We start from the raw sequence: 13,025 nt of genomic DNA, 5'->3' as shown, positions 1-13,025 counted from the left end.
CTATCTACCCCAGCATGTCGATGGGGCGAAAAAGGGATGGCTGATTTGAATACCCATTCTGTGCCCACCGCCCAGCCGGTAGCCCGCCTCATCGAGGAGTTCCACAAGCTGCCGGGCATCGGCCCCAAGACCGCCCAGCGGCTCACCTACTTCCTGATTCGCATGCCCCACGAGGAGGCACGCGCCCTCGCCGAGGCTATCCTCGCGGTAAAGGACAAGATCGTCCTGTGCTCCACCTGCCAGAACATCACCGATGCCGACCCCTGTATCATCTGCCGCGGGGACGGGCGGGACCTCACCAAGATATGCGTCGTGGCCGAACCCCTGGACATCCTCCCACTGGAGCGCACCAGGGAATATAAAGGGCTTTACCATGTACTCCATGGGGTCATCTCTCCTATGGAAGGCATCGGACCCGATGACCTCAAGATCAGGGAGCTTCTATCACGGCTCCAGGACGGCGTGGTGACCGAGGTCATCCTGGCCACCAACCCCAACCTCGAGGGGGAGGCCACCTCCATGTACCTGCAGCGGCTCATCAGCCCGCTGGGAATTAGGGTCACCCGCCTCGCCCGCGGGCTACCCTTCGGCGCCGATTTGGAGTATGCCGACGAGGTCACCCTCACCCGCGCCCTGGAGAACCGCCAGGAGATTTAATAGGGCTTCACGTTCGCTTGTTTGGCCATTAGAAGACAAAGAAGAAAAACGGAGTAACTAAATATGGCACAGATATTTATAGCTCATAGTAGAAGAGATAAAGATTTAAGGGATTTCTTTTCGAATGTTTTTGGAACTACGAATGTAAAACCTGTCTTCGAAGAGTTTGAAAAAATTCTTAAAGGTAAAAGAACCTCATCCGAAATAGAAAAAGATATTCAGAATTCAAAAGCAGTATTCGTAGTTTTAAGCCAGAATGTACAGGATATACCATGTACCAGAGATTGGGTAGTTTGGGAGACAGGCGTGGCAAAAAATAAGGATATTTGGATATTCGAACCGTACCAACAGCTCGGCAATATTTCTGTTGTGATACCCTATCTGAGACATTACGTAATATTTAATACTAGTGATGCTTGGTTTGCTTACATATGCGAAATTATTAAATCTTATGATGATTCTCATGTATTGCCAACACTTCTAGTAGCAGGAGGAATAGGTGCATTATTAGCAGAAAAAGATAAAACTGGGGGCGCAGCTTTAGGAGCATTAGCAGGTTTGGTGATTTCTGACAAATCAAAAGACAGACCTACTGGGATAGGAGTAACATGTAAAAATTGCTCTTCATCCTATAATATCCATATTCAACAAGATATGAAAATGTTTAGGTGTCCAGTATGTAATACGCATTTAAAAATCGCAATATGATAAAATGATATGCCGTACCGCCTAACAGAGTATATCTAGCTCTGCTTCACTTACCCAAATGCTCGCACCTTAAAAACACGCGGAACGCTGTAATGCAGGGAGCGCCCCGGGGTGGAGAAAGGAGGACGCTCCATGAGTGATAGGAAACCGGTTGAGCACGGAGTGTTCGAGGATATAGAAGACGCCAACAGATATGAGAGGGAACCGCGGAAAGGTTTAAATACACATAGAATATAACTAAAAAGGAGGTGCGAAATGCCAAGCGCATGCGGATTAGCCTGTGAAGTCTGCGGGATTCGAGAGAAAGGGTTTTGTGCAGTTGACAGTTGCGTGCCGGGGACCGACCCCAAAGCTCCGGAGAAGGCGGAGAAGTTCAAAGCAGTAATGGGGCAACCCTGCTTCATGCTCGAGTGTGCCATAAAGAATAAGGTGGATCACTGCACAAGATGCGGCGAGTTTCCCTGCGAGGTTCATTACGAGCACGGGATTTTCAGTAAAAGAGTCCTCGACCTTATCAAGGGCGTACTAGGGAAAAAGTAAAAGGATTATGGTCAAGACCGGCCTTCTCCCTGAAAGAAATCAAGGATTATTGTAAGGCGGTGGCTGGCAAGCCGAGATGCTAAATCCGTAAATATGAGATGGAGAATAACTCGAAGCTCATGTGCAGAACCAGCCGTATATAGTGTTTAAGCTGTCTATTCTACGCCGCGGGCTGTCCCTTGGCCAGACGGTGGCTGACAGCAAGTGCCACCAAGGGGTGAGGCAGCCCGGTCGCACTTCGTAAACACGCGGAAGGATGTAATGCCAATACTGCCATAATACGGAAAGGACGGAAATCATGTCGTTTATACCGGTTTTCGAGATAGGGGTATGGAATGCCTGGATTTTTATGCTTTATATTCCTTTACATCCTCTTTTAATGATGCTAATTGATAAAGCGGTGGGGACAGGAGGTATGTCCCAAAAAATGGCGAGCGTACCGCATAACAAGACTGAAAAAAGAACCTTCTATTCTTCGATGGCAATTCTTCTTCTCCTCCTCATATACTCTGTTTTCCTGCCGTTGAAATTAGGGACAATATGGTCTTACATAGGTCTTCCCATTTACGTAGTAGGGTTGACTATGTTTATGATATCTATCGTGAATATTGCTACTACCCCACTTGGTGAACCCTTTGCCAAAGGAATATATCGCTATTCAAGACATCCTATGTCTTTCTTCGAAGTTTTAACCTTTATAGGGGTGGGTATAGCTTCAGCTTCGTGGGTTTTTCTACTGTTTTCCATTATATATACAATTATTTCGTTTATTACTGCAGTTCCTGAAGAACGCTTCTGTCTCGAGAAGTATGGCGATGCCTATCGCGAGTATATGAATAGGACCCCGAGATGGATAGGACTCCCCAAATCAGGGTAGAAGTGATAGAAGGCTCACCCCATTCATCAAACGCCTCGCACTCTGCAAAATATAGAAATGCTATAATACCATGATTGATCCAGGGCGAAAAGGCGAACTATTGCTATTTGATGCCCGCCTGAATATCAGATTTCAATGAGAATAGGAAAAACCTGGTGGGAGATTATATGGGTATAGAACCGGATAAGTTGAGAGAGAGATTGACCCCGGAAGTGAAAGCACAGCTCCTGTGTTATAACTGGGCTTCGCATGACGCAAGGTGGTATTTGAAAGTTGGTTTGGAATGTGGATTTGACGTAGCCAATAAACTAAACAAGGATGCAGTGAGATCTATAGGTAGGACAGAAATTAAGCGGCTGCTGGAGGCAACGCAGAGCAGCGAGATTAAAACTGCCGAGGACTTCATCAATATTCAAAAGATTGCCTGCGAGGTTTACTTTCCGCCCCCTATGCTGGAAGGGGAAATCAAGGTGACCGGCGAGGACTCTTTTATTGGCGTCACTACAAAATGTTACGGGTTTGAAGAGGTCCGTAAGGCTGGGGGCACTAAAACATACGAATGCGCCTGCGGCGCCCGACACGAAGGGTGGTTGGCAGCCTGTGGCCTAAGAGGTGAGGTGAGAATCCTGAGAAGCATGATGCAGGGAGACCCCGTTTGTGAGATAATGGTATCCTCTATTTTGCCCATATCCCATGATGCTAGGAATCTTACTACATTGAGGGAGGAAAGATGACAAGAAGATTTTCGTCGGTTCTCATGGTAATGGTTCTACTGGTTGGCGCAGTGTTTATGTCAGGTTGTTCTTCGGAGGAAGGAACGGCAAAAGAAGGTGATTTCGTTAAGGTTCTCTACGTAGGCACACTGGATGATGGCACGGTATTTGACTCTTCCGAATTGCACGGCGGCATAGCCCTGAACTTCACAATAGGCAAGGGCGAAATGCTCGCTAGCTTTGAGCAGGCGGTTATCGGGCTGAGCATCAACGAATCGGTAACCGTCCACATCCCTGTGGATGAGGCATACGGCCCGTATGATGAAGATCTGGTAATAACGCTGGATTGGAGCCAGATGGGGGACTATGTGCCAGAGGTCGGCGAACAATTAACCCTGTATGACACTTCTTCCGGACAAACTATTCAAGTTACCGTGCTTAATGTATCCGAGGCAGGCGTAACCGTAGATACCAACCACCGGTTGGCCGGGGAGGACCTGAATTTTGAGATCACGCTTGTGGAGATAGTAACACCACCTACACCTACACCTACACCTACACCTTCTCCAACGCCTACGCCTACGCCGACACCAACAGCAACACTAAATTCTTCATAAATAATCCGCGTAACTGCCAATACTGATCTAGTCCTGGAAGCACTGGATGTTTGGATTACCCTCGAATGACAAGCGATATCCTAGCTAGGCTTAAAGCCCTATCCGACCCCAAAGCGGTGGAGGGCATGGCACGGTATGGGATCAACCCGGAGAACACCTACGGCATATCTATCCCGAACCTGAGAAAGATAGCCAGGGAAACGGGAAAAAACCATTCTCTCGCTCAGGAACTCTGGGCTTCAGGTATCCACGAAGCGCGGATACTGGCCAGCATGATAGATGACCCGAAGATAGCTACCGAAGAACAGCTGGAAAGCTGGGTAAAAGACTTCGATTCGTGGGACGTTTGCGACCAATGCTGCATAAACCTATTCGAGAAGACCGGATTGGCCTACCGCAAAGCGGATGAGTGGAGCGAAAGCGATGAAGAGTTCGTTAAAAGAGCAGGGTTTGTACTGATGGCGCGCCTGGCTGTCTGCGACAAGAAAGCGGATGACAAGCAATTCGAGGTATTCCTTACCATTATAAGGAGAGAGGCATCCGACAATCGTAACTTTGTCAAGAAAGCGGTCAATTGGGCGCTCAGGCAGATCGGGAAACGGAACGCTAATTTGAATAGAAAGGCCATCGAGACTTCCAAAGAAATTGAAAATTTGGATTCGAGAAGTGCTAAGTGGATTGCATCCGATGCCATTCGAGAATTAACCAGTGAGTCGGTTCAGAAAAGGTTATAAGGTCAGAAATGACCGCGCCAAAGGTCTACAAAACTGAAGCCATTGTCTTAAAGCACATGAACCTGGGGGAGGCGGACAAGATCCTCACCCTCTATACCCCCAACCTGGGCAAATTCAGCGCCATCGCCAAGGGGGTGCGCCGACCCAAGAGCAAGATGGGCGGTCACCTCGAGCTGCTCACTCAATGCTCCCTGATGCTGGCGCGGGGGCAGAACCTGGACATTATCACCCAATCGGAGACAATCTCAAGCTTCCTCCCCTTAAGGAGCGACCTGTGGCGCACCAGCCTGGCCCTGTATGCCGCCGAGCTGGTGGCGCAGTTCACCGCAGAAAACGTGGAGAACTACCGGCTCTATAAGCTGCTACTCGATACTCTACACCGGCTCTCTGAGACCGATAATGGGGAGCTGACCCTGCGCTACTTCGAGGTAAACCTCCTCACCCATTTGGGCTATAAGCCCGAGCTTCACCATTGTCTGGGCTGTAAATCGTCCTTAGAGCCGAGAGGTAACTTCTTTAGCTCAAGCGGCGGCGGTGTGCTCTGCCCCGCATGCCGGGAGAAGGAGCCCCTGTCCCATCCCATCTCCCTCAACGGCCTCAAGGTGATGCGCTTCCTGCAAGAAAGTGACTACTCTAAAGCCAGCCGGTTGAGTATTAACCAGGACCTATCCCGGGAGCTGGAGAGCCTTATGCGCCACTACATCAGGTACGTTCTGGAGCGTGAGGTGAAATCAGTGGCGTGGCTGGACCGGCTAAGGAGGGAGCAGCCCCGGTACTATAGGGGCTCCGAAGGCCTCGAGGGGAATATAGCATAAAGAAAAGGAGGGGTAAAATGCTGTGGATGAGTATTTTCACTTATGAACCGGAGAAAAGGGATGAGGTCGTTAAAAGGCGACTGGAGATAGGTACAGGACTCCCCCAAGGGCTGAAATTGATTGGCGAATGGACCGATCTCACAGGTGGACGAAATTTCACTCTGACTGAGGGACCTGACGACCCTAAACTTATGCTGGCCGCTATCATGGCCTGGGATGACCTTGGTAAGTTTGACAATGTGCCGGTGATGGAGGTAGAAGAGGCACTGAAGCTTGTACCCAAGGGGTAGAGGTTAACAGATCAAGGCCCTCGGCAAGTTCTAACTCCTGCGCTCAATAACGTAGTCCGTTAACTCACGGAGAGACCGGCTGCAGGAGTTCTGCGGCAGCGTCTCCAGGGCGCGGCAGGCCTGGGATAGGAAGCCTCCGGCGATCCGGTAGCACTCATCAATAATGGGCGAGTTGCGCACTATCTCAATAATCCGAGCGACATCCGGCGGATCCTCACTTTTTTCAAATAGCTCCCTCAGGTGGTTGCCATCGGGGTTTTTCTCCATAAGCAGGATTATCGGCAGTGTCAGGGTACCCTGTATGAGATCGCTGCCCACCGGCTTTCCCATCTCCCCCTCATCGCCAATGACGTCCAGGATATCATCGATGACCTGGAATGCCATGCCAAGATTCTTCCCGTAGCTTGTGAGCGCCGTCACCGCTTCCTCCGGGGCCTGGCTCAGCACCGACCCGGTACCGGTAGCGGCGGCGAAGAGAGAAGCGGTCTTGCTATATATCTGCTCATAATAGCCCTCGCGATCCTGGCGCCAGCTATAAGCGTTAAAAGTCTCTCTCAACTGACCGCTGGATATCTCGGTCAGGGTCTTGGCGAAAAGGTTCATCACCCTGAAGTTACCAATGCTGCAGACCAGGTCGGCAGCAAGGGAGAAAAGGTAGTCCCCTAAAAGCACTGCGACGCCCTCCCCCCAAAGGCTATTCACTGCAGTCTTGCCCCGCCGCAACGAAGCCTTATCCACCGCATCATCGTGGACCAGGGTAGCATTATGGAACAGCTCGATAGCCGCAGCCATGGGTACCAATGACTCCAGGTCGTAGTAATGAAACCTGCCCGCAAGCAGTGTAAGCCCGGGCCGTATCCGTTTGCCCGTGCTCTCCAGAACATAGACCAATGGATCCGCCACCCAGGGGAGGTCCACCTGGGCAAAGCTTTTTAGCTTCTCCTCCACCATCCCCAGGCCTTCATTAATCGACTCGTAAATAGAAGCTACCGACATAAAACTCCTTTCACTCAAAGGGGCAGCCGGAAGAGCCGGGACGCGTTCGCGGTGGTGTGCTCCGCAACCACATCGCTGGGCACTCCCCTGACCTCGCTAATCTTCTCCGCGACCAAAGAAACATTCGCTGGCTCATTCCTCTTGCCCCGATAGGGCTGGGGAGCCAGATAGGGGCAATCGGTCTCAATGAGTAGCCTGTCCAGTGGTATGTGATGGGCAATCTCAAAGGCACCGGAAGAGGGATAGGTGACGGGACCTGCAATGGAAAGGAGGAATCCCATCTCAATATATCTCTGGCTAAGCTCGCTATCACCGCTAAAGCAATGGAGCACGCCTATAGATTCTGTCATTCCATCCGCTCCACCAACCCCACCTATGCCGTTAGACCACCCGGTGAGTATGCCGAGCACCTCCTCCTGAGCATCGCGGCAGTGAACGATCACCGGCAAATTGAGCCCGCGTGCTAATGCCAGCTGCTTTTTAAATGCCTCGATCTGTATCTCCTTTGGCGATAGATTGCGATAAAAGTCAAGCCCGATCTCCCCTATGGCTACCACCTTGGGTTGCCGGGCCAGCTCAGACAACCTCTCCAGGTCATCATCCCTCATCCTAGCAGCGCTATGGGGGTGAAACCCCACGGCAGCGAAAACCTCAGGGTATAGCGCCGCCAGCCTTACCGCCTCTCTGCTGGAGTCGAGGTCGCAGCCCACATCGACCATTGCCACCACCCCGGCACCCCTGGCCCTCTCCAACACCCGGTCGCGGTCTTTATTGAAAAGGCGCATATCGATGTGGGTATGAGAATCAACCAACACGGGCATGCTCCAGCCTGGCATCTTCCTCGGCCACTATTTCCTCATCCAGCTTGCTAAAAAGGGGCTGGGGAGGAGCCAGCTTTTGGCCCGGTGACAACCTGTCTATCGACCAGCCGCCATCCTCTACCCTCCCTTCAAAGCCGAGAAGCTCATGCAATTCCTGCGAGCTAAAAGGCAAGAAGGGATAAAAAAGCGTCTTGAGACACGAGATTACAGAGAGGGTCACATATAAACTGGTGGCAGCTCCTTCACGCTCATCCTCAAGCCTTTTCCAGGGAGCCTTCTCATCCAGGTAGCGATTCGCTTCCTGTGCCAGGCTCATCGCCATTCTAATCGCCTCCCTGAAGTGACACCGCCCAAGCAACCCGCCGATACTGTCGAGGGCATCTTCAGCCTTCTTAACCATGGCGTTGCTTCGCTCATCGAATTCAGCAGGCGCGGGCACCTGGCCGCCGAAGTTGCGATAGGTCATAGTAAGCACCCGATGAACCAGGTTTCCATAGGTAGCCACCAGCTCATCGTTATTGCGGCGCACAAACTCCCGCCATGAAAAATCGCTATCCCCCTCCTCGGGCATGCACACCGACAGGAAGTAGCGTAAGGGATCGGGATCATAGCGCTCCAGATAATCGGGTAGCCAGACCGCCCAGTTGCGGCTGGTAGAGAGCGCCCGCCCCCCCAGGGTGAGGAACTCGTTGGCAGGAACATCGTAAGGGAGGTTGAGCCCTCCATAGCCCAGGAGCACCGCCGGCCAGATAATGGTGTGAAAGATGATATTGTCCTTACCTATGAAGTAATAGGACCTGGCATCCCCCTGCCAGAACTGTCGCCAGCTATCCCCATCGCCACGGCGCTCCGCCCACTCCACGCTCGCCGAGAGATAGCCGATCACCGCCTCAAACCACACATAGAGTCGCTTGTTCTCGAATCCATTAACGGGCACCGGTATACCCCACTCAATATCCCTGGTTATCGCCCTATCCTTCAGCCCCTCGGCTAAATAGTTTATGGTAAAATTACTAACATTCTGCTTCCAGTGGGACTGCCCTTTCACCCATTCGGTGAGCTGGTCGTTGAATGCGCTCAGGCGGAGGAAGAAGTGCTCCGACTCCCTGACCTGCGGAGGGCAGGTGCATAATCGGCAATAGGCATCGAGCAGGTCCACCGGGTTCAGCGGCTTGCCGCACTTATCGCACTGGTCTCCCCTTGTCCCTTCAAAGCCGCAGTAGGGGCAGGTCCCCTCCACATAGCGGTCGGGCAGAAACCTGCTGCAGCTAGAACAGTAGAGTAGCGTCATGGTATCACGATAGATATATCCCTTATCCTGAAGGGTCAGAAATAGGTCTTGGGCCAGCCTTTGATGGTTGGGAGTATCGGTAGTAGTGAAAAGGTCAAAAGAGATTCCCAGCTTCCGCCACGAATCGAGAAATTCCTCGTGAAAGCGGTCAGCAATCTCTTTTGGTGGCCTGCCCTCTTTCTCCGCGCGTATTGTAATAGGGGTGCCATGCTGGTCTGATCCGGAGACCATGAGCACATCGTTGCCCTTGAGGCGATGGTAGCGGGCAAATATATCCGCTGGCAAATAGGCACCGGCGATCTGTCCCAGGTGAAGCGACCCATTGGCATAGGGCCAGGCGACCCCGATAAAGATGCGCTCAGTCATAGCTGATTTATTTTATCACAACAGAGCCTGCTGCACAAAGTAAAGGCTTGAATAATTCCCCTCACTAGGCGGTAAAAAACGCTATTATAAACGGATGATGACTCCACTATTGGGATTAAGATAAGCTTTCCAATGGGCCTAATTACTCCTTGTAATGAGAAAGGTTGTGTTTATTTAACAAGCTCAATACTCGCCGTAAAGGCTAGCTCAGTCTTATCCAGAGCCTGTAGAGCTCTCTCTTTCCAATACCTGTAGCTTTTGCCACCTGGGAGACAGCGTCCTTAGCCGAAAAGCCCTCTTGGTATAAGCGGCACAGCTCCTCTTCCGCGGAGGCACTCACTTCCTTCTCCCCTTTCGCCTTCCCTTCAACCACCAGGGTGAACTCACCTACCGGCTCGCGGAAATGGGAAAGGGCGGCGCTCACAGTCCCCCGAAAAATCTCCTCATGAACCTTGGTCAGCTCGCGGCAGACAGCGATCCGGCGGTCCCCCAGAACACCCAGGATATCCCCCAGAGCAGCTATGACACGGTGAGGCGCCTCGAAAGCCAATATAGTCCTCTCCTCATCGGCGACCTGCTCCAGCAGCCTCCTCCGCTGACCCTTCTTACGGGGCAGGAAACCGACATAGATAAACTCGCTGGCGTTTAGCCCGGAGACGGCGAGAGCGGTGACCAGAACAGAGGGGCCAGGTATGGGGACAACCGGGATGCCCCGCTCTATTGCTGACACCACCAGTTCATAGCCCGGGTCGCTTATCCCGGGCATCCCCGCTTCAGAAACCAGTGCCACATCCCCCTGCTCCAGACGACCTAGCAGGTAGGATAGCTTGGCCTCTCTACTGTGCTCGTGGTAGCTGGTTAAGGGGGTTTTAATACCATAGGCAGTGAGGAGGCGCCTGGTCTTACGGGTATCCTCCGCTGCAATGAGCGCCACCTCTCGGAGGACACGCAGCGCACGGAAGGAAATATCCTCCAGGTTGCCTATCGGGGTGGCTACGATGTAAAGGATCGGCATCAATCCAGCTCTGGCTAGATTATGGGGCTGGTGGCTTCGTATATGATCAGGTAGATCACCAAGCTTTCTCCGAAGGCCACTCTAACATCGCTGATTTTAGCTCCCTGGCTTTGAAGTTGCTGGAGGGCATCGTTTACCCTGCTGTCGTCCCTCTCCGGCTTGAACGCCCCTCTGGTGGAGAAGGACAACGTCTTAATATAGATTGCCATTGTCACTAATCCATTCTGTGTATTTGTGAACCATTATAGCTTACCGACCATTGCCTAGTCCATCCATTGGACTCTTATAGCATTTCTATTCTACCACCCTCTCATAATCCAGGGTGCACTCACTATCCGAATGAGCTCATCAGCGTTGACTTTGGGCCTCCTCCTCTGATATAGTTTCCTTTACCATTATAATTCAAGGGCGAGGAGGATAGATTATGCCTGTCCCCCAGTTCAAAGAGATGAGGCGATGCTACAGCTTTGACGAAGTGGCTCTGGTCCCAGGGGATATTACCATTAACCCGGAACAGGTAAACGTAGATTTTATCATGGGGAACCTTACCTTTCCCCTCCCCATCCTCGCCTCCGCCATGGATGCTGTGGTGGACGCCCGCTTTACCGCTTTGCTGAGCAGGCTAGGCGGTCTTGCGGTGCTCAATCTGGAAGGGGTACAGACCCGCTATGAGGATGCCGATGCGGTGTTGGCGGAGGTGGCGAGCGTCCCCGATGGCGAGGTCACCCCCTTCCTGCAAAAGGTCTACTCCGCGCCGATCAAGGAAACCCTGGTTGCCGAACGAATAAAGGAGATTAAGCGCGCCGGAGCGATTTGTGCCACCTCAGTGACGCCCCAGAACACCAAGCAATTTGCCCCTGTCGCCGCTGAGGCAGGGGTGGATATCTTCGTGGTGCAGTCCACGGTGACCTCCACTCGACACCTCTCAAAAAGCTATCACGGGCTTGTTTTCTCCGAGCTTTGCCAGCTAATGCCCGCACCGATTATTGTGGGCAACTGCGTCAGCTACAGCGCAGCATTAGCCCTGATGAGGGAGGGAATCGCCGGCGTCCTGGTCGGCGTGGGACCCGGAGCAGCATGCACCACAAGGGAGGTCCTGGGGGTCGGCGTCCCCCAGGTAACGGCGACCATGGACTGCGCCGCAGCACGGGAGCAATATCTCAAGGAAACCGGTAGGTATGTTGCCGTTATCACCGATGGCGGTATCCGCACCGGTGGCGACCTCTGTAAGGCCTTCGCCTCCGGTGCCGATGCTGTAATGCTGGGCTCGGTCCTGGCTCAGGCCCAGGAGGCACCGGGGCGAGGCTTCCACTGGGGCATGGCTAACCCCCACCCGGCATTACCCAGAGGGACAAGGATCAGGGTAGGCACCTCGGGTAGCCTGGAGCAGATACTCCTCGGGCCGGCCTCGGTTACCGGCGGAACACAGAATTTCATCGGGGCACTGCGCACCGCCATGGGCATGTGTGGTGCGCAGTCCATCAAGGAGATGCAGCGCGTCGAGATGGTGCTCGCCCCGGCGATAAAGACCGAGGGCAAGTTCTGGCAACTCCCGTAGGTCTACCCTTCCGGTAACCACAGACCCCTACCAGCCTGGTGGAAGGCGACAGAGAGCACAAACTGCGGCGCACAAACGAGTCTATTTTTGCAATCACCATCACACGAAGGAGGTCGATATGTCTGTCCTTCTGTATGAGAAGAAGGGAAGGATCGCCTATCTCACCCTGAACCGCCCCGAGAAGAGAAATGCCCTCAGTTACGAGCTGCTGGGCGAGCTGGAGAAGGCATGGATAGACTTCCGGGATGATGACGACCTGTGGGTAGCCGTCCTTACCGGCGCAGGGAGGGCCTTCTGCGCCGGGCTCGATCTCAGAGAGCGGGCGGCGCAGGGATCCTTCATAAGGCCGGGGGAGAATCGTAACGCTCTATGTCCCGGCCTTCTCAAGGTCTGGAAACCCATTATCGCTGCGGTAAACGGTCCCGCCTATGCTGGAGGCTGGCTTCTAGCCATGGAATGCGACCTGAGGATCGCCAGCGAGGACGCCCGCTTCGCCATTACTGAGGTACAGATCGGATCATCCGCCATCGGTAGCGCTCACCTCCCCCGCTATATACCAACGGCAATAGCAATGGAGATGCTCTTCACCGGAGACCCGATAAGCGCGCAGCGAGCGTACGAGGTAGGTCTCGTTAACAAGGTCGTTCCAGCCGATAAGCTTATGCCCGCCGCCACCGCCCTGGCGGAACGTCTATGTAAAAATGCCCCCCTGGCGATAAGGCTAACCAAGGAGGCTGCATTCAGGTACATCTATCCCACCGATGAGGAAGCAACGGCCACCGACACTATCATGGCCGCGGCCCTAACCAGTGAGGACCTCATGGAGGGGGCGATAGCCTATGCCCAGAATAGACCGCCAGTGTGGAAGGGCAGGTAATTCATAGCCTCGCCCACCGTCCCTGTTGGGAGAGGGATATCTGGCCGGGACTCCTCGGCCCATGAGGTCGGCGGGTCGGCTTGAGCGCAATTAAAGTAGTAATCGCTCTATCTGATTGTAACCCCCCTTTAAGGGAGCTACGATGTGCTA

Annotated in this window: 16 protein-coding genes; 11 read left to right on the top strand and 5 right to left on the bottom strand. The window is 53.0% G+C overall.

What is annotated here, in order from left to right; all coding sequences use genetic code 11:
- Nucleotides 1-36: 36 nt before the first annotated feature.
- From recR to VMX96_02165, 9 genes are all read left to right on the top strand, one after another.
- Nucleotides 37-657, top strand: a complete 621-nt coding sequence (gene recR / locus VMX96_02205) for a recombination mediator RecR (protein ID HUU62721.1) — start codon at nucleotides 37-39, stop codon at nucleotides 655-657.
- 63 nt (nucleotides 658-720) lie between these two features.
- Entirely contained in the window at nucleotides 721-1,365 is a 645-nt protein-coding gene (locus VMX96_02200; GenBank protein ID HUU62720.1) for a hypothetical protein, read from the top strand.
- Nucleotides 1,366-1,620: 255 nt separating this feature from the next.
- Nucleotides 1,621-1,905, top strand: coding sequence for a hypothetical protein (locus VMX96_02195; protein ID HUU62719.1), 285 nt, complete (start codon nucleotides 1,621-1,623; stop codon nucleotides 1,903-1,905).
- A gap of 298 nt (nucleotides 1,906-2,203) precedes the next feature.
- Nucleotides 2,204-2,782 carry an isoprenylcysteine carboxylmethyltransferase family protein gene (locus VMX96_02190; GenBank protein HUU62718.1) on the top strand — a complete coding sequence of 193 codons (579 nt, stop codon included), beginning with the start codon at nucleotides 2,204-2,206 and terminating at the stop codon, nucleotides 2,780-2,782.
- Nucleotides 2,783-2,949: 167 nt separating this feature from the next.
- Nucleotides 2,950-3,516, top strand: coding sequence for a hypothetical protein (locus VMX96_02185; GenBank protein HUU62717.1), 567 nt, complete (start codon nucleotides 2,950-2,952; stop codon nucleotides 3,514-3,516).
- Entirely contained in the window at nucleotides 3,513-4,112 is a 600-nt protein-coding gene (locus VMX96_02180) for an FKBP-type peptidyl-prolyl cis-trans isomerase (protein HUU62716.1), read from the top strand. The genes VMX96_02185 and VMX96_02180 overlap by 4 nt, the downstream gene beginning before the upstream one ends.
- A 65-nt stretch (nucleotides 4,113-4,177) precedes the next feature.
- Nucleotides 4,178-4,846, top strand: coding sequence for a DNA alkylation repair protein (locus VMX96_02175; protein ID HUU62715.1), 669 nt, complete (start codon nucleotides 4,178-4,180; stop codon nucleotides 4,844-4,846).
- An 8-nt stretch (nucleotides 4,847-4,854) separates the two neighbouring features.
- A complete protein-coding gene (gene recO, locus VMX96_02170) occupies nucleotides 4,855-5,661 on the top strand; it encodes a DNA repair protein RecO (GenBank protein HUU62714.1) in 807 nt (268 codons plus the stop codon).
- A 17-nt stretch (nucleotides 5,662-5,678) separates the two neighbouring features.
- The gene (locus VMX96_02165; GenBank protein ID HUU62713.1) at nucleotides 5,679-5,951 is read left to right on the top strand and encodes a DUF3303 family protein; all 273 of its coding nucleotides are present in this window, start codon (nucleotides 5,679-5,681) and stop codon (nucleotides 5,949-5,951) included.
- Nucleotides 5,952-5,981: 30 nt separating this feature from the next.
- Here the strand turns inward: VMX96_02165 and VMX96_02160 are convergent, their stop codons facing one another.
- The 5 genes from VMX96_02160 to VMX96_02140 form a co-directional block, all read right to left on the bottom strand.
- Entirely contained in the window at nucleotides 5,982-6,947 is a 966-nt protein-coding gene (locus VMX96_02160; GenBank protein HUU62712.1) for a polyprenyl synthetase family protein, read from the bottom strand.
- A gap of 14 nt (nucleotides 6,948-6,961) precedes the next feature.
- Entirely contained in the window at nucleotides 6,962-7,768 is an 807-nt protein-coding gene (locus VMX96_02155) for a TatD family hydrolase (GenBank protein HUU62711.1), read from the bottom strand.
- Complete coding sequence (gene metG / locus VMX96_02150; protein HUU62710.1) at nucleotides 7,752-9,425, bottom strand: methionine--tRNA ligase; 1,674 nt, start codon at nucleotides 9,423-9,425, stop codon at nucleotides 7,752-7,754. The genes VMX96_02155 and metG overlap by 17 nt, the downstream gene beginning before the upstream one ends.
- A gap of 202 nt (nucleotides 9,426-9,627) precedes the next feature.
- A complete protein-coding gene (gene rsmI / locus VMX96_02145; GenBank protein ID HUU62709.1) occupies nucleotides 9,628-10,440 on the bottom strand; it encodes a 16S rRNA (cytidine(1402)-2'-O)-methyltransferase in 813 nt (270 codons plus the stop codon).
- A gap of 14 nt (nucleotides 10,441-10,454) precedes the next feature.
- Entirely contained in the window at nucleotides 10,455-10,649 is a 195-nt protein-coding gene (locus tag VMX96_02140; GenBank protein ID HUU62708.1) for a hypothetical protein, read from the bottom strand.
- A 215-nt stretch (nucleotides 10,650-10,864) separates the two neighbouring features.
- Here VMX96_02140 and VMX96_02135 point away from each other — a divergent pair, with 215 nt between their 5' ends.
- Together VMX96_02135 and VMX96_02130 are read left to right on the top strand one after the other, a co-directional pair.
- Nucleotides 10,865-11,998: a GuaB3 family IMP dehydrogenase-related protein gene (locus VMX96_02135; protein ID HUU62707.1), complete on the top strand. Its 1,134-nt coding sequence runs from the start codon at nucleotides 10,865-10,867 to the stop codon at nucleotides 11,996-11,998.
- Nucleotides 11,999-12,116: 118 nt separating this feature from the next.
- Nucleotides 12,117-12,875 (top strand): enoyl-CoA hydratase-related protein, encoded by a 759-nt coding sequence (locus tag VMX96_02130; protein HUU62706.1) that lies wholly within the window; start codon nucleotides 12,117-12,119, stop codon nucleotides 12,873-12,875.
- Nucleotides 12,876-13,025: the final 150 nt, after the last annotated feature.

It is taken from the genome of Dehalococcoidia bacterium, from assembly GCA_035528575.1.
Taxonomy (GTDB): Bacteria; Chloroflexota; Dehalococcoidia; order E44-bin15; family E44-bin15; genus DATKYK01.
Note: the sequence above shows the minus strand (reverse complement) of the source record. Positions and strands in the feature narration are given on the sequence as shown.

Coding starts and splice junctions, on each gene's coding strand:
- recR (HUU62721.1), top strand. CDS start 37: ATGGCTGATTTGAATACCCATTCTGTGCCCACCGCCCAGCCGGTAGCC.
- VMX96_02200 (HUU62720.1), top strand. CDS start 721: ATGGCACAGATATTTATAGCTCATAGTAGAAGAGATAAAGATTTAAGG.
- VMX96_02195 (HUU62719.1), top strand. CDS start 1,621: ATGCCAAGCGCATGCGGATTAGCCTGTGAAGTCTGCGGGATTCGAGAG.
- VMX96_02190 (HUU62718.1), top strand. CDS start 2,204: ATGTCGTTTATACCGGTTTTCGAGATAGGGGTATGGAATGCCTGGATT.
- VMX96_02185 (HUU62717.1), top strand. CDS start 2,950: ATGGGTATAGAACCGGATAAGTTGAGAGAGAGATTGACCCCGGAAGTG.
- VMX96_02180 (HUU62716.1), top strand. CDS start 3,513: ATGACAAGAAGATTTTCGTCGGTTCTCATGGTAATGGTTCTACTGGTT.
- VMX96_02175 (HUU62715.1), top strand. CDS start 4,178: ATGACAAGCGATATCCTAGCTAGGCTTAAAGCCCTATCCGACCCCAAA.
- recO (HUU62714.1), top strand. CDS start 4,855: ATGACCGCGCCAAAGGTCTACAAAACTGAAGCCATTGTCTTAAAGCAC.
- VMX96_02165 (HUU62713.1), top strand. CDS start 5,679: ATGCTGTGGATGAGTATTTTCACTTATGAACCGGAGAAAAGGGATGAG.
- VMX96_02160 (HUU62712.1), bottom strand. CDS start 6,947: ATGTCGGTAGCTTCTATTTACGAGTCGATTAATGAAGGCCTGGGGATG.
- VMX96_02155 (HUU62711.1), bottom strand. CDS start 7,768: ATGCCCGTGTTGGTTGATTCTCATACCCACATCGATATGCGCCTTTTC.
- metG (HUU62710.1), bottom strand. CDS start 9,425: ATGACTGAGCGCATCTTTATCGGGGTCGCCTGGCCCTATGCCAATGGG.
- rsmI (HUU62709.1), bottom strand. CDS start 10,440: ATGCCGATCCTTTACATCGTAGCCACCCCGATAGGCAACCTGGAGGAT.
- VMX96_02140 (HUU62708.1), bottom strand. CDS start 10,649: ATGGCAATCTATATTAAGACGTTGTCCTTCTCCACCAGAGGGGCGTTC.
- VMX96_02135 (HUU62707.1), top strand. CDS start 10,865: ATGCCTGTCCCCCAGTTCAAAGAGATGAGGCGATGCTACAGCTTTGAC.
- VMX96_02130 (HUU62706.1), top strand. CDS start 12,117: ATGTCTGTCCTTCTGTATGAGAAGAAGGGAAGGATCGCCTATCTCACC.